Annotated in this window: 17 protein-coding genes; 9 read left to right on the plus strand and 8 right to left on the minus strand. The window is 36.3% G+C overall.

The features are described 5' to 3' along the window. The 7 genes from BN1354_RS11005 (at position 1) to BN1354_RS11035 (ending at position 5479) form a co-directional block, all read left to right on the plus strand. Positions 1-1710, plus strand: coding sequence for an ArnT family glycosyltransferase (locus BN1354_RS11005; protein WP_053827137.1), 1710 nt, complete (start codon positions 1-3; stop codon positions 1708-1710). Further along, the gene (locus BN1354_RS11010) at positions 1707-2090 is read left to right on the plus strand and encodes a GtrA family protein (RefSeq protein ID WP_231623110.1); all 384 of its coding nucleotides are present in this window, start codon (positions 1707-1709) and stop codon (positions 2088-2090) included. The genes BN1354_RS11005 and BN1354_RS11010 overlap by 4 nt, the downstream gene beginning before the upstream one ends. Before the next feature lie 97 nt (positions 2091-2187). Then, the gene (gene efp / locus BN1354_RS11015; RefSeq protein ID WP_045090453.1) at positions 2188-2751 is read left to right on the plus strand and encodes an elongation factor P; all 564 of its coding nucleotides are present in this window, start codon (positions 2188-2190) and stop codon (positions 2749-2751) included. A 107-nt stretch (positions 2752-2858) separates the two neighbouring features. Further along, positions 2859-3548, plus strand: coding sequence for a RadC family protein (gene radC, locus BN1354_RS11020; protein ID WP_053827138.1), 690 nt, complete (start codon positions 2859-2861; stop codon positions 3546-3548). A 50-nt stretch (positions 3549-3598) separates the two neighbouring features. Further along, entirely contained in the window at positions 3599-3916 is a 318-nt protein-coding gene (locus BN1354_RS11025) for a metal-sulfur cluster assembly factor (RefSeq protein WP_045090451.1), read from the plus strand. Between the two features lie 31 nt (positions 3917-3947). Then, positions 3948-4691: a UDP-2,3-diacylglucosamine diphosphatase gene (locus tag BN1354_RS11030; RefSeq protein WP_053827139.1), complete on the plus strand. Its 744-nt coding sequence runs from the start codon at positions 3948-3950 to the stop codon at positions 4689-4691. A gap of 56 nt (positions 4692-4747) precedes the next feature. Next, positions 4748-5479, plus strand: coding sequence for a 3-keto-disaccharide hydrolase (locus BN1354_RS11035; RefSeq protein ID WP_045090449.1), 732 nt, complete (start codon positions 4748-4750; stop codon positions 5477-5479). Positions 5480-5516: 37 nt separating this feature from the next. On the opposite strand, the gene BN1354_RS11040 is transcribed toward BN1354_RS11035, so the two are convergent. Genes BN1354_RS11040 through BN1354_RS11075 form a run of 8 tightly spaced genes read right to left on the minus strand, consistent with a single transcriptional unit; the run spans position 5517 to position 13634 of the window. After that, the gene (locus BN1354_RS11040) at positions 5517-6050 is read right to left on the minus strand and encodes an RNA methyltransferase (protein ID WP_045090448.1); all 534 of its coding nucleotides are present in this window, start codon (positions 6048-6050) and stop codon (positions 5517-5519) included. Positions 6051-6094: 44 nt separating this feature from the next. Next, the gene (locus tag BN1354_RS11045) at positions 6095-6814 is read right to left on the minus strand and encodes a glycosyltransferase family 2 protein (RefSeq protein WP_053827140.1); all 720 of its coding nucleotides are present in this window, start codon (positions 6812-6814) and stop codon (positions 6095-6097) included. Next, positions 6811-7533 (minus strand): class I SAM-dependent methyltransferase, encoded by a 723-nt coding sequence (locus BN1354_RS11050; protein ID WP_053827141.1) that lies wholly within the window; start codon positions 7531-7533, stop codon positions 6811-6813. Before BN1354_RS11050 ends, BN1354_RS11045 begins: the two co-directional genes overlap by 4 nt. Beyond that, positions 7523-8755 carry a glycosyltransferase family 4 protein gene (locus BN1354_RS11055; protein WP_053827142.1) on the minus strand — a complete coding sequence of 411 codons (1233 nt, stop codon included), beginning with the start codon at positions 8753-8755 and terminating at the stop codon, positions 7523-7525. The genes BN1354_RS11050 and BN1354_RS11055 overlap by 11 nt, the downstream gene beginning before the upstream one ends. A gap of 3 nt (positions 8756-8758) precedes the next feature. Further along, positions 8759-9655 (minus strand): glycosyltransferase, encoded by an 897-nt coding sequence (locus tag BN1354_RS11060; protein ID WP_053827143.1) that lies wholly within the window; start codon positions 9653-9655, stop codon positions 8759-8761. Positions 9656-9660: 5 nt separating this feature from the next. Beyond that, entirely contained in the window at positions 9661-10485 is an 825-nt protein-coding gene (locus BN1354_RS11065; protein WP_045090443.1) for an MBL fold metallo-hydrolase, read from the minus strand. A 34-nt stretch (positions 10486-10519) separates the two neighbouring features. Beyond that, the gene (locus BN1354_RS11070; protein WP_053827144.1) at positions 10520-12679 is read right to left on the minus strand and encodes a S9 family peptidase; all 2160 of its coding nucleotides are present in this window, start codon (positions 12677-12679) and stop codon (positions 10520-10522) included. Positions 12680-12683: 4 nt separating this feature from the next. Continuing rightward, the gene (locus tag BN1354_RS11075; protein ID WP_045090441.1) at positions 12684-13634 is read right to left on the minus strand and encodes an NAD(P)H-dependent flavin oxidoreductase; all 951 of its coding nucleotides are present in this window, start codon (positions 13632-13634) and stop codon (positions 12684-12686) included. A gap of 168 nt (positions 13635-13802) precedes the next feature. Here BN1354_RS11075 and purD point away from each other — a divergent pair, with 168 nt between their 5' ends. Beyond that, complete coding sequence (gene purD / locus BN1354_RS11080) at positions 13803-15083, plus strand: phosphoribosylamine--glycine ligase (RefSeq protein WP_053827145.1); 1281 nt, start codon at positions 13803-13805, stop codon at positions 15081-15083. An 11-nt stretch (positions 15084-15094) separates the two neighbouring features. Continuing rightward, complete coding sequence (locus BN1354_RS11085) at positions 15095-16153, plus strand: hypothetical protein (protein ID WP_053827146.1); 1059 nt, start codon at positions 15095-15097, stop codon at positions 16151-16153. Positions 16154-16156 lie beyond the last annotated feature (3 nt).

A 16156-nucleotide genomic window follows, 5' to 3' on the forward strand; every position in this document is an offset into this window, starting at 1 on the left:
ATGTTAAAGTCACAATTTTGGTGTACTGTAAAAACCAGGCAGATATTTATATTATTAATATTTGCTTGGTTTTTAATTAATATCATCCAGTCTCTTTTTACTGAAATTGGGAATGATGAGGCCTATTATTGGGTCTATTCTCAGTATCCGGATTGGGGATATTTTGATCACCCTCCAATGATAGCTTTAGTAATCAAAATTGGGACTTTACTTGCCGGAAATACTTTAATTGGAGTACGTCTGGTAGTAATGATACTACAGCTGGTTTATCTTTTTGTACTCTACAAGTTATCCGAGTTAAAAGAAACAAGAGAGAATGTAATTCTCTTTTTCTTAGTCTCACTTTCAGTTGTAATGCTTCAGGCTTACGGATTCGTAGCAACACCGGATTCAGTGCTGCTTTTTTTTACTGTTTTATTCCTGTGGAGCTACAGGTATTATTTAAGGAGTGACTATTCCTTAAAAGGAGCTTTACTGATGGCTCTGTTTATGGCAGGCTTAATGTATAGTAAATATCATGGAGCACTTATAATACTTTTTGTTATTCTGTCAAACCTTAAACTGTTTAAAAAGAGCACTTTCTATTATTCTGTACTTTCTGTAATAGTTCTCTACATTCCACATATACTGTGGCAGGTAAATCACGATTTTCCATCAATAAAATACCATCTTATAGATCGGTCAGCTGGATTTAAATGGAATAACATTATTGATTATATCCTTAATCAGTTGCCAGTATTTAATCCTTTTACACTAATAGCAGGAATTTATGTTCTGTTTATCAATAAAAAAGGAGATCTATTCAATAGAGCATTAAAATTTTTAATGGCTGGGTTTTTAATATTCTTCGCATTATGGACATTTAAGAGTCGTGTCGAACCCCACTGGACAATAGCTGCTTCCATTCCAATGGTAATTATGATATTAAGAGAAGCTGTTGAAAACCAGAATTTAAAACGTTATCTTTACAGAGTTGTTGCGCCATCTTTAATTTTGGTATTTGCTGCTCGACTTTTTCTCATGATAGATATTCTGCCAATAAAAACAGAGTGGCATGGAGATAAAAAGAGGCTTGAGGATCTTTATGCTTTTGCAGGTGAACGCCCTGTTGTGTTTACATCCGGTTTTCAGATGCCTTCAAAGTACAGATTCTATACAGGCGGTGAAGCACACGCAATGGGAGCATTAAATTATCGGAATACGCAATATGATATCTGGAGGTTTGACGAGAGTTATGTTGATCATCAAGTTGTAATAGATTTCAGGAATGATACAACAGGAGTTGTACCAACTATCAGTGGAGAGTCTGTTTTTAATTTGAAAGAGGTGCTGCATTATCAACCTTATAAAAGGCTTGAGGTAATTCCTGATATCAACAATACTCCACTGTCAACCAAGAGTGTTAACGAGATGGGTGTGAAAATTGTGAATCCTTACAATAATACATACAATATTAATCATCCATCAATGCCATTACAAATTTATCTTGTATTCATAACAGAAAAGGATGGTAAATTAGTTAGAGAGAGATTGGCTGCTATATCCGAATTTGATTCAAATGAAATATATTCAGGAGAAACTGTTTCAGGGAAGATATTAATTGATTTATCTGAATATTCTGCAGGTGTATATGATGTATATTTTGCTGCTGGAACCCCGGGAGTATATCCGGCAACTTTGAGTAAACCTGTGAAAGTTACATTCGAATGATTATAGAGCTGATAATTAAATTTTTAAAATTTGGTATTGTTGGTTTATCCGGAACAGCAATAGATTTTCTTTTCACATGGATATGCAAAGAGAAACTAAAGTGGAATAAGTTCATTTCTAACTCTATAGGGTTTTCTATTGCAGCCACTTCAAATTATATTTTAAACAGAATCTGGACGTTCGAGAGTAACAATCCAGAAGTTAGTCGTGAATATTTATCCTTTTTCTTTATTTCATCAATAGGGCTGGCATTGAATAATCTCTTTGTCTTTCTGTTTAACGAAAAGCTAAAGTTCAATTTCTATTTGTCAAAAGCATTTGCTATAACATTGGTGGCAATATGGAATTTCATCCCTAATTATTTGTTTACTTTTAGATGAACCCCAGGTATTATTCATTTGCATTTTTCGCAGTAAATAGTTACTTTTGCACTCAAATACAATTAATTATCTTATAGTATAACAATTACAAAATTTTATGGCAACAACCGCTGATTTCAGGAACGGAATGTGCATCGAACTTGAAGGACAATATTACTTTATTGTAGAATTCCTTCATGTAAAACCAGGTAAAGGTGCGGCTTTCGTTCGTACAAAACTTAGAAATGTTACCACTGGCAGGGTACTAGATAAAACATTCAATTCCGGTGTAAAAGTTGATGAAGTTAGAATAGAAAGAAGACCATTTCAATATCTCTATAAAGATGATATGGGATACAACTTCATGAATACTGAAACATTCGAACAGATTCCTATTCCGGCTGAACAGATAGAGGGTGTTCAATTCCTTAAAGAAGGAGATATTGTAGAGGTACAGATTCATGCAGAAAGTGGAACAATTCTGACAGCGGAGATGCCGGTACATGTAGTTCTGGAAGTTACCTATACAGAGCCGGGCATTAAAGGTGACACTGCAACAAATACATTAAAACCTGCAACTCTGGAGACAGGAGCTGAAGTAAGAGTTCCACTATTCATAGATACAGGTGAGAAAATTAAAGTAGATACTCGTAATGGCTCTTATGTTGAGAGGGTTAGATAATGAGTTGTTGAAATAGTATAAAACATTAAAGCAGGACTAATATTGGGTCCTGCTTTTTTTTGGAAAAAACTTACTATATTTGCTCTGTTAAAGAGTGGTAATATATCATGAGCAAGTTAAGTATAAAGCAATGGGCTGAAGAAGATCGGCCCAGAGAAAAGTTATTATTGAAAGGAGTTAACTCATTATCTGACTCAGAGTTGATAGCTATACTAATTGGTTCCGGTAATAGTAAACAAACTGCAGTAGAGCTTGGAAAAAGCATATTGAAAGAAGCAGATAACGATCTGAATAAACTTGCCAGGATGAGTGTCACTGATTTGATAAGAAATTTCAAGGGTATAGGAGAAGCAAAAGCTGTAACCATAACTGCAGCACTTGAACTTGGACGAAGGAGAAAAGCCTGTGAGCCTGTTAAACGAAGGAAAATTACATCTTCAAGAATAGCATATGAAGAGTTTGTTCCCAGGCTTACCGACTTGAATCATGAGGAGACCTGGGTAATATTTACGGACAGATCAAATAAAGTAATAAAGGAGTTACAGGTAAGCAGAGGTGGTATATCAGGAACGGTTGTTGATATCAGGTTAATATTACGTGAAGCATTAAAATTTTACGCTTCAGGTATCTTTTTAGGACATAATCACCCATCTGATAACTGCAGACCCAGTCCGCAAGATATCCAAATAACAAAAAAACTGAAAGAGGCTACTCAATGGATGGATATAGTATTATTAGATCACATCATTGTTTGTGGAGACCGATATTTTAGTTTCGCAGATGAGGGTATCATCTGAATTATTTAAACAATCAGGCCATATTTCGGTTTAATAAAAAAGATTAGATTATGAACGAAGAACTACAAGCATTACAAGATAAAATAGTGGTCATGCTGCGTACATGTTATGACCCGGAGATCCCGGTAAACATTTACGATTTAGGCATGATTTACGATGTTGATATTGATGAAAATAATAATGTCACCATCGAAATGACATTTACTTCTCCCGCATGTCCTGCGGCGGACTTCATTCTGATGGATGTGCAGATGAAAGTTGAGTCAATTGAAGAAGTGAATAGTGTAAACCTTAATCTTACATTTGATCCTCCCTGGGATCAGTCAATGATGAGCGAAGAAGCTATGCTGGAATTAGGAATGCTGTAAGAACTATAAGATACTTTGAAAGACAAATATTGTGAGTAAAAAAGTATATTTTCTTGCTGACGCCCATCTTGGAGCAAAAACACATCCTGATTCCCTTGAGGCAGAGAAGAAGCTCTGTCGTTGGCTTGACCATGTTAAGGAAGATGCGTCTGCAATTTACCTGATGGGAGATATATTCGACTATTGGTTTGAGTATAAGTATGTTGTTCCTAGGGGGTTTACGCGGCTGCTCGGTAAGCTTGCAGAAGTTACTGACAATGGGGTAGAAGTTCATTTCTTTATTGGTAATCACGATATATGGATTACAGATTATCTGTCTAAAGAGTGTGGATTGATTTTGCACTTGAAACCCATAATTACTGAAATTCAAGGTAAAAAGTTTTTTCTTGCTCATGGAGATGGCTTAGGAGACGGTTCCAGGTCATTTAGATTTCTAAGAAAATTATTTCATAATAAATTTTTGCAAAAATGCTTCTCAGGAATTCATCCAAGATGGACTGTACCTTTAGCCCATGCATGGTCGAGTGATAGTCGCGAAAAAGGAGGCGTCGTTGGATACTTGGGAGAAGAAAATGAATACCTGATACAGTACTCTAAAGACAAATTAAAGGAGATACAGGATATAGATTATTTTATCTATGGTCATCGTCATATATTGATCAATTTGCCAATTGCAGAACATAGCCGGGTTGTTATACTTGGTGATTGGATTACTCTCTTTTCATATGCAGTTTTTGATGGAAACTCCATTAAGCTGGAAAATTGGGAAATGTGATATAAAAAAACCAGATTGCATTAATTCTTTAATTATAACTATTTAAATTTACTAAAATGAGAACGAATTGGCTAATACTAATTTCTATCTTACTATTTACTTCCTGCTCTGCAGCAAAAGTTAACCTAAACGAACTTACAAAAGCAGAAGAAAAACAAGGCTGGACATTGCTGTTTAATGGAAAGGATTTTACTGGTTGGCGTCAGTATAATGGTAACAGTGTACCGGATAACTGGACTATCGAGGATGGTGCCATGAAGGTATTCAAAGCTGAAAGAGCCAGACCTGGTCAGGGAGTAGGAGGTGATATGATCTTTTTTCCAAAGAAATTTAAGAATTTTGAATTATCAATAGACTGGAAAACTGAAAAAGAGGGTAATTCCGGAATATTCTACTATGTAAGAGAAGAGAAAGGCAAAGCAATTTACAACTCTGCACCTGAAGTACAAATCTTAGACAATGAATATGCAAGTGATAACAAGATTGATTCACATCTTGCAGGCTCTTTATATGATATGCTTCCGGCAGATCCTAAAACCGTTAATCCTTATGGAGAATGGAATAATATAGTAATACGAGTTAAGGATGGTAAAGTAACTCATACTCAGAATGGTGTGAAGGTAGTTGAATATACACTTTGGTCTGATGAATGGGACGAGTTGGTTGAAAACAGTAAATTTAAAAATTTCCCTGGTTTTCAGGAAGGTATCTCAAAAGAGGGCTATATTGGACTACAAGATCACGGATATTCGATCTGGTTCCGTAATATAAAAATAAGAGAGTTATAAAAAGTCTAGGGGTTACTAATTAATAGTAACCCTTTTTTTACTTTAGATTCTTAAAGAAATCCCAAATTACAATACCAGCTGTAACGGAAACATTCAGAGAGTGTTTTGTTCCATACTGAGGAATCTCAATACAGCCATCTGAAGCATTTACCACTTCCTGATCTACGCCATGTACTTCATGACCCAGTATGATTGCATATTTCTTGTTTTTATCCAATTGTATGTTTTCCAATGATATACTATTTTCAGCCTGTTCTATCGAATATATATAATACCCCTCTTTCTTTAGTGTGTTAAGCGCACTAACTGTATGATTAAAGTATCGCCATTTTACTGAATCTTCTGCACCAAGGGCTGTTTTATGTATCTCTACATTTGGAGGTGTAGCAGTAATTCCACAGAGTAAAACCTCCTCAATCCTAAAAGCATCACATGTTCTGAAAACAGAACCAATATTATTTTGACTTCTTACGTTGTCCAGGACCACAACAAGTGGTGTTTTTTCTGCTTCGCGGAACTCCTCAATATTAATTCTACCCAGTTCCTCAAGTTTTAATTTTCTTCTTTTCATATTAATTGAATACACATAAAAGTATATGATCGAAAAGTAACAGTTTATTTAATAGCAAATCTTATAATAAACCATATGTGGTGTAGAAAAGTAGAGACCTTCCCATAATGTTTCACCATTATCCTATATCTCTCCTTGAGAGATTTCTTTCTGTTTAAAGTTGTCACTCCTTCATTAAGGTAGTTAATCAGAAATTGATTTGTATTTATAATAACCTTTGACTTCTTCAGCATTCTAATTGCCCAGTCAAAATCCGAAGAGAATTTATATTCAAGATCATACTGCTCTGTAATTTCTCGTTTCACTATAAAAGCCTGATGACATACAAGCATGCCCTGTTTAAAACTTTTCCAGGTAAGCTTATCCGGAGCTTTCAATCTCCTCATATGTAGAAAATTGCCCTCATTATCCACAATTGTAGTTTCTCCATAAATTATGTCAGCCGAACTATCAGATTGCATTATTAGTTCTACAGTATTATTAGCGAAAAAAGTATCACCTGCATTTAAGAAGCAGAGATAATCACCAGTAGCCATTTTAATTCCTTTGTTCATTGCATCATACAATCCATTATCAGGTTCACTAATCCATAATAATTTATCATTATCATATTTGTGAATCAGGTCAATGGTGTGGTCTGTAGACAAGCCATCAACTATAATATGCTCAATCTCAGGATATGATTGCAAGCAGACGCTTTTTAAAGTACGCTCAAGCGTTTGCTCTGCATTAAATGTTACTGTTATAACTGATAATTTTTTCATTTTCGGGCATATATAGCAATAAAGGGAGATAAAAACCTGCTCTTTATCGGAAATAGTTTTACAACATAACTAAGCATCTTAATCCATTTCCTTTTGCTTTTATTCTCGGGCTTCGGCTCCAGCCATAACATTGGCTTGCCAATATAATCAACTGTTAAATCTTTTAGATTAAATCCTTTCATTATCCTTTCAAGGATAGATATGTCCATTGAGTTTAAGTTATGAGCATCAAGATTTTGTTTGTCGAACCAACGCTGGATTGAGCCATTCAAACCTAGAAAATTGGGAATAATGATAAGAAGCTGACCATTTTCGGATAGTAATTCAACATGTCGACTAATTACATCTGCAGTATCTTCAAAGTGTTCTATAAACCCGGAAGAAAACACAATATCATATTTCCTTTCGGAATGAAATGATAAAAAGTCAGCATTTATACACTTAATACTATTTAGAGGCATGTCATTTCTATTTTCAATGCTTCTTACAATCTCATAATTCAGGTGAAAATCAAGTAAAGTTACATCTTTAACTCCATGTTTATAGAAATATGCAGAGAATATACCCGGGAACCCACCAATATCAATGAAGCTTTTCCCTCTTGTAAGCAGAGGCATAAACTTTTTAAAAACGACCTTCTTAGGAATCTTATCATATTGATAATTTCCCCAATACTCATCCCAATGAACCTGATCAGTTATTTTATTATTACCCTTCATATAAAGTTTTGTAGAGCGCTGCAACCTTCTTCTGTTCATATATACTCATAACCTTTTCACGTGAATTATATGAAAGTGTCTCAGCATCAGCCTCAAAAAGAGTCCAATTTATCCCTTTGGCAAGATCCTCTGAACTTTTGTATTCGGCTACATAACCGGTTAATTTATGATCTATCATCTCAGGAATTCCACCAATATTAAAACCAACGCAGGGAGTGCCTGAAGACATAGCTTCCATAATAGTGTTTGGAAGATTCTCCTGCAGTGATGGAGTTATATATACATCAGCTGCATTATATATATCAGGCATCTTGTCAGAGTCTATATAACCCATACAGATAGAGGGGGAAGACAGTCTATCTGCAATCTCAGCGCCTTCGTTTCCTGCAATAAGAAATACTATTTTATCCTTAATTTCGGATGCAATTAACCTAGAAGCATTTATCAAGTAATCAGTTCCCTTACGTTTATCAGAAGCTTTTGCTGCAGCAAACAGGAGTAGTTTTTTATCCGTAGGAAGATTTAGCTTCTCCCTAATAAGCAATTTGTCCTTCGGCTTATACAAATCTGTGTCAATAGGATTGGGTACAGAAACAATCTTATGTCCATTAGTTAATGGGCTTTTCTCTGCCAGCTTTTTCAACCAGTCACTGCATGCTACAAAAGTGATATTGCCTTTTGAGTATATATCTTTCTTCTTATTAAATATCAAATTCGAAAGATCCTTATCAGAAGGATTTGCAATATATGGACACCTCCCGCAAGAGTTCTCATATTTATTACAATCTCCTGAATGATGACAAATACCTGTGAATGGCCACATATCGTGCATAGTCCACACTACTTTTTTCCCCGATAGAAGAATCTTCTCAATCTCCTTAATTGATAACATACCTTGATTAATCCAGTGCAGATGAATTACATCAGCATTCTTGAATTCATCAAGTTCAGTGATTGATAAACCTGTATTTGCAATTGAAATATCAAATAGAAATTTTCTTGAGAGATGATTATAAAGGAATATTTCACCTCTTTCACGGTAAAAATTCCACCTGTTATTAAGTTTACTTCCTCCCTGTATTACTTTAAGATTATCAGATCTTTTATCACAGACTAGCATTTTAGCGTTTTCACCTTCAGAGTTTAGAGCATACATCAAACGGTATGCAGCAATTGCAGCACCTCCATGAACGTCAGATTTGCTGATCATCAGGATATTCATAACCTATCTGCTTCTTAAAAATCTGTTTATCCTTCTTTTTAACTTTGCTCTAAATGAGTTTGTTTGACCGTAATATTTCATAATTGCTCTTCTGGCTTTCTTGTTCTCACTGATTTCAGGGATATTAATATTCAATTTCCCTTTATACAGGTCAGTACTGTAGATATCATCGCTTCCGCTATGAATCCCGCTACCGTCAAAGCCAATATTTCTTACAAGAGACCTGCCAGCATTCAGTGAGAGTATATCATTCAGAAAAAGCGTAGCATTCCATCTAATAGCCCAGGAGTCGTTCTCACCATTTACCTGCCTCTTCAGCATTCTTGTAAAAGGATATTTGCCATTAAAATCAAACTGTTTTGAAAGCTTACGCCTCTTTATTTCGTTCAGCAACTCTTTCCCATCAGGGTTGAAAAGTTTCCATGCTCTTTTCCATGTTGCCCATCCCCAGCTGCCTGTCCATTTAATTAAGAAAGACTCTGGCAGTTCTTCTATAGGGAAGATAAACCCCTGAATATGACCAATTCTATCCTCATCCTCAAACCTATCCAAAGCCTCATTCATAAAAGTGAGAAAATGAGGTGCAGTAATCAAGTCATCCTCCAGAACGATAACTTTGCCGTGCTCATTTATAATTCTGGTAACTCCCTGAATTATGTTTTTCGCTAACCCAATATTATTGCCATTCTCAATAATACAGATCTTCTTAAATCCATCAATTGAGTGTATAATCCTTCGAACTTCCTTAACATCATTTTTATCAGAATTATTCTTATACCCATCCGAAAAGATGTATAATTCAGTTTCACTACAAAGCTTATTATTCATTAAAGCTTCCAGTGTTTGCTTTGTATGTGATGGTCGGTTATAAGTAAACAGAAGAACAGGTGCTAGAGACATTTGGTTTAGAATTCAATTTTTGCTGATAAAACATTTCTCTCGAGAACGTGAAGGTCAACATGTTGTCCCACCTCTATACCCTTTAGTGACAGCTGATCCCTTGTAGTATTAAATGCAAGTTCAGGGTTATTATTATCACCACTCAAATGGCATAACCATATATTGCGTAATTCAGATGTAAAATTATTAGCAAGAAACTCCGCTATCTGGCGATTACTTAAATGTCCTGTACCTGAAGTAATCCTTTTTTTAAGGTGCCATGGATACCTGCCATTATGAAGCATCTCTTCATCATAATTACTCTCAATTACCAGCTGATTAGCCTTACAGATATAGTGGGCTACCTCATCAGTTATAGCACCCACATCTGTTGCCACTGTCATTCTTTGACCACCGAATTCCAGATAATAACCTGCGTTATCATTGCTGTCGTGAGGCACATCAAACGGTGTTATCCTAAAGTCCTCAATCTGAAAAGTTTTACCTTTTTCTATATATTTTGCCGATCCATTTAGTCTGTAATTAATAAATGGATTGTTCTTTATACCTTTATGTACTTCCCGTGTTGCATAAATTGGGATGTGCATTTTTTCTCCAAGCTGCCCAACCGATTTAATATGGTCGTAATGATCATGTGTAATCAGAACAGCCATTATAGTAGAGATATCCACACCATACTCAGCCAATCTTTTTTTTATAATACGAGGACCAATTCCCGCATCAATTAAAATTCCATAGTATGAATTTCCTAAATAATAACAATTACCACAACTGCCACTACTCAGGCTGAAAAAAGAGAATCGTTCCGACGGGAAAAGTTTGTACTGCATATTATCTACAAAGATAACAAGTTTTCAGCTACCATCAATCAGTGTATATAAAATCGTCAAAATAGCGGGTAATATGTTCATGAAGGTGAACACGATCAGCACCTGTCATATTATGTCCATGTCCCGGATATATAAAGAAGTCAGGATGCACCCCTTCTTTTATACAAGCTCTGATAAACTGATTGCTGTGTTGCATAACAACAGTAGGATCTTCATCCCCGTGTATTATAAGCAGTCTCGATTTCAGCCTATCAACCTTATTCAATAAACTTGATTCTTCGTAACCTTCCGGATTCTCCTGAGGCATATCCATATATCTCTCACCATACATAACTTCATAATAGCGCCAATCGGTTACTGGTCCCCCCGCAACACCAACCTTAAACAGATCAGGATATCGAATCAGCATATTTATAGTCATAAATCCACCATAACTCCATCCATGAATTCCCATTTTGTTACTATCAACATAGGGAAGAGATTTCAGAAACTCAACACCCTTCAACTGGTCTTTAGCTTCTTCAACACCCAACTGCCTATGTGTCACACTCTCAAACTCAAAACCACGGTATGCAGTTCCACGGTTATCCATTACAAAAACAAGATAACCTTTCTGAGCCATGTATAGCTCCCATCCACCAGACCCGTATCTCCAGCGGTTGTTTACCATTTGTGAATGAGGACCACCATATACGTATACAGCAACCGGATACTTCTTAGTCTCATCAAAATCAGCGGGTTTAACCAATCTGTAGTAAAGATCACTCTCACCATCGGCCGCTTTTATTATTCCAATTTCTACAGATGGAACATTATAGCCCTCGAATGGATTCTTTGAAAAAGAGAGAAGATCAGACTTCTGATTACGTGTGTCAATTAAACTCAGTTGTCCTGGATTATCGTGTGCCGAAAGGCGATCAATAAGATATCTGCCTGATAAGCTTAATGTTGCAGAATGAGTACCAGGAAAAGAACTGTGCTGTGTAATCTTACCATTCTTTAAGTTAACACTATGTATGTGACGTTCAATAGGATTTGGATTAGTAGATACAAAATATAGATTACTTCCACTATTATCAAAACCTATAATATCAATCACCTCCCACTCACCTGAAGTAAGCTGTTTTATCAAATCCCCGGAAGTATTATATAGGTAGAGATGATTATATCCATCCCTGTTACTTTGACAAATAAACTGATCCTTGTTACTTTTTACGAATAAAATAGGATTAAGAGGTTCAACATATTTGGTATGCTTCTCATCAAACAGCATCTCTTCAAGATCACCTGAAGTTGAATTGTACCGGTTCAATCTCATGTGATTTTGCTCCCTGTTTAGTTCTGCAATATAAATATGTTCACCGTCAGGACTCCATGAGATATTTGTCAGATAATGATCATCGGGCTCACCTGTTTCCAGAAAGTTAACCTGATCAATGTCGATATCATAAACTCCAACTGTTACCTGATGACTTGTCATTCCCGCCATAGGGTATTTCTGAGGTTTTAATTCGGCCACTCTGGCTGACATGTCGACAATGGGATAGGAGGTAACCATAGATTCGTCCATTCGGTAGAATGCAACTTTATTACTCTCTGGTGACCAGAATATCCCGCTATTTATACCAAATTCATTTCTGTGTACAGACTGCCCGTTTAATATATCCTCGCAAACATCATTGGTTATCTGTTTTTCAATTCCATTTTTATCCATCAGAAAAAGATTGTTCCCTTTTGTGTAGGCCAGCAACTCATTATCAGGTGATAAAATGTGGTTATCACTCGATTCCGGATAACTGAAGTAAACAGTAACAATCTTTTTATAATAATCAAAAACTCCTACACCATTGCCGGTATAAAATCTTACTGCAGAGCTGCCATCTGAAGAGAAAGTAATAGAAGTTACTTTACCTTGATCTTCATTTATTTTAGCTCTAATATCTTCATATGAAAAAAGGAATGACTTCTCTCTTAATTTTGCAGGATTTCTATAAATCCATACAGAATCATTTTCAGTTTCTATCAGGCTGTTCCCACTCCAAAGATAGTTAACCGGTATACGCGGAACATAGTTTCTATACTCATTTCCACCCGGGATGAGTTGTTCCAGGGTTAATAAGTCTGTAGATTGTGCATTAGTGCCAATAGAAAAAGTCAGTGCAAACAGTAAAGTAAATAACGAGAGTCTTTTCATTGTATTAAAAAGTTTTTTCCGAAAGAGTCTTAACAGTCCTATTATAGTTCTCAATAATATCTTTTACAACCATCGAAGCAGGTATTATTTCTTTTATATCAGATGCAATCTGCCCAATTTCCAGCTCACCTTCATTCAGGTCACCTTCAAAAATACCCCTCTTTGATCGTCCCCTTCCCAGATATGCACGCAACTCTTCAGCTGATGCACCTTTATCCTCCATTTCCTGCACCTGTTTATAGAACTCATTCTTTATCAAACGTACAGGAGTCACCTTTTTAAGAGCTACAATGGTATCACCCTCGTTGAGATTTATACATTTCTGTTTGAAAGCATCGCTGGCTGAACTCTCTAATGTTAGAGCGAAGCGTGTTCCCACCTGAACACCTTCTGCACCAAGAGCCATAACTGCAGCCATTGACTCACCCGATGAGATGCCCCCTGCAGCAATTAATGGCAAGTCAGTAGCCTTTCTTACCTGAGGAATAAGTGCAATTGTTGTTGTCTCTTCTCTACCATTATGACCGCCCGCTTCAAAGCCTTCTGCCACAACTGCATCAACACCCGCCTCAGTAGCTTTCATTGCAAACTTAGAGCTCGATACCACATGAGCCACCAATATACCCTCATCCTTTAGTTTTGATGTCCATGTTTTCGGGTTACCTGCTGAAGTAAATACAATTGGAACTTTCTCTTCAATAACAATTTGCATTATCTCCTCAATTTGAGGATACATAAGAGGTATGTTAACGCCAAATGGTCTATCTGTAGCTTTTTTACACTTCTGAATATGTTCACGCAACGTGTCCGGATGCATCGATCCCGCACCAATTAAGCCCAATCCTCCGGAGTTGCTTACAGCCGATGCAAGTCTCCATCCACTGCACCACACCATCCCGGCCTGGATTATAGGATATTCTATCCCAAAAAGGGAGCACACTCTGTTTCTGTTCATTATATTGTAATTTGATTTATTCCCGGTAATTCTGAATTATATCTTTTTCAGGTGCCACACTATTGCCGGAGTGCAAAGATAACAATAACTCCATTTTATTAGAACTCATTTTTATTTTGATTTTTTTTAGTAGCTTTGTATAAACTTCTAAATATAACTATAGATTATATGAACGTCCTTATTCTTGGATCCGGTGGTCGGGAGCACGCTTTAGCTTGGAAAATCCGAAAGAGCAGCTACTTAAACAATCTCTACATAGCTCCAGGTAATGCAGGAACAGCTATGCTTGGGACAAATGTCCCTTTCAGTGTAACAGATTTTGCATCAATGAAGGAATTCTCTTTAAGTCACGACATAGACATGATTGTTGTTGGCCCTGAAGATCCTCTCGTTCAGGGAGTCTATGATTTTTTCCATGATGATGAGGATATATGTCATATTGCTGTAATTGGTCCCTCCCGCGATGGAGCTCAACTGGAAGGCAGTAAGGATTTCGCCAAGAAGTTTATGTTCCGTAACAACATCCCTACGGCACTTTATAAAACAGTTACACTTGATAATATTGCTGAAGGCAACTCTTTTCTAAACACACTCCATGCACCCTATGTGCTTAAAGCAGATGGATTGGCTGCAGGAAAAGGGGTTCTGATAATTGAAGACCTGGATACTGCAAAACAGAAGTTAAAAGAGATCCTTGACGGTAAATTCGGAACAGCCGGCAAGAAAGTAGTAATAGAAGAGTTCATGTCAGGAATTGAGTGTTCAGTATTCGTACTTACTGATGGCACTTCATATAAAATACTTCCTGTTGCCAAAGACTATAAACGTATAGGTGAGGGCGATACAGGTTTAAATACCGGAGGAATGGGTGCAGTATCTCCAGTACCTTTTGCTGATGATGAGTTCATGGGAAAAGTGAGAACAAGAATTGTTGAACCAACAGTAGAAGGTCTCAAAAAAGAAAATATTGATTATAAAGGTTTTATCTTTATCGGACTGATTAATGTGCAGGGAGAACCTAAAGTAATTGAATATAATGTTAGAATGGGAGATCCTGAGTCAGAAGTTGTAATCCCTCTGATTAAGTCAGACCTTCTCGACCTGTTTATTTCAGTAACTACAGAGACATTAGATCAGAAACAGCTCGAAATTGATAATAGATGTGCAGCCACCATCATGATGGTTTCAGGAGGATATCCTGAAGCCTATGAAAAAGGGAAAATTATTACGGGCCTCGATACTGTTACAGACAGCATTGTCTTTCATGCCGGCACATCAACACTCGATGGTCAGGTAATCTCTTCAGGTGGGCGTGTATTGTCAGTCACATCATATGGCAACAGTATTGAAGAAGCCCTGGAAACTTCATATAAAAATATCGAGAAAATAGATTTTGATAAAAGCTATTACAGAAAAGATATTGGTTTTGATCTACAATCCGATATTTAAATAATCAGCTGATGCATCCTGTTGTAAAATCCTTTCGTAACAATTTCGTTGAGGGACGTTTTGCTATAGTGCTTACAACCCTTTTCGTAATTGTAATGAGAGTTGTGCTGTTTTACAAAAAGGGATTACCTGAAATTAGCGTTGCAGACGATAACTACCTTTGGGATTATATATCACATCTGTTTGATAACCCCTTAATATCATTCATATCATCCACTATATCTGTAATTATAATTTCGTGGTTGCTCTTCACTATCAACAACAGATACAGCATCATCCGTTCTCGCTCTAATCTGCCATTTATAGTACCACTATATTTCCTGAGTCTGCACCCATACTGTTTGGTGATGACAGGCAACTATATTGCAATAATATTTATCCTTTTCTCTTTCATCCCACTGTTAGAGTCCTATCAGAAACCAAATTCATATCTCTACTCATTCAGGTCATCCGTTCTCATAGCGGTAGCATCTCTTTTTCAGATTTATGCACTCTTTTTAATCACATTATGGTGGATAGGTGAAAGAACAATGCGAGGTCCCCAGTTACACTCTTTCCTTGCCTCAATATTTGGTGCCTTTCTTGTATATATTTCACTGTTTTCTTACTGTTTTGTTATTGATGATATTCAGGCATTCCTGTTTCCTTTAGCCAATCTGATAAAATTCTCCATACCTGACTTACCAACATACAATATTTTTGAATGGTTGTCAGTAGTATTTATTGCTGTTTTCTATATCATAAACATAATCTTTAGTGCAAACGAGTATGCGCGCGACAAAGTGATCACACTTAACCTGATGCAGTTCATGATTTACCTTATCATCATTTTGTTGCTATTGCAGATTGTATATTGGAAAGAGACACTCTTCTTTATGCTCCTATCAGTATCCATGTTATCTCTGATATGTTCATATTTCTATTCCAGGACAACATCCAAAACGCATATCTACATTGCATATTCAATGATACTTATATTGCTCCTTTTTTATCTGTCGCATATTTTCCCTGATACATTTCTGATAGCCCAAAACCTAAAAACAATATCCACTTTTCAGTTGTTTATTTAGTGT

The sequence above is a fragment of the Lascolabacillus massiliensis genome (assembly GCF_001282625.1).
Taxonomy (GTDB): Bacteria; Bacteroidota; Bacteroidia; order Bacteroidales; family Dysgonomonadaceae; genus Proteiniphilum; species Proteiniphilum massiliensis.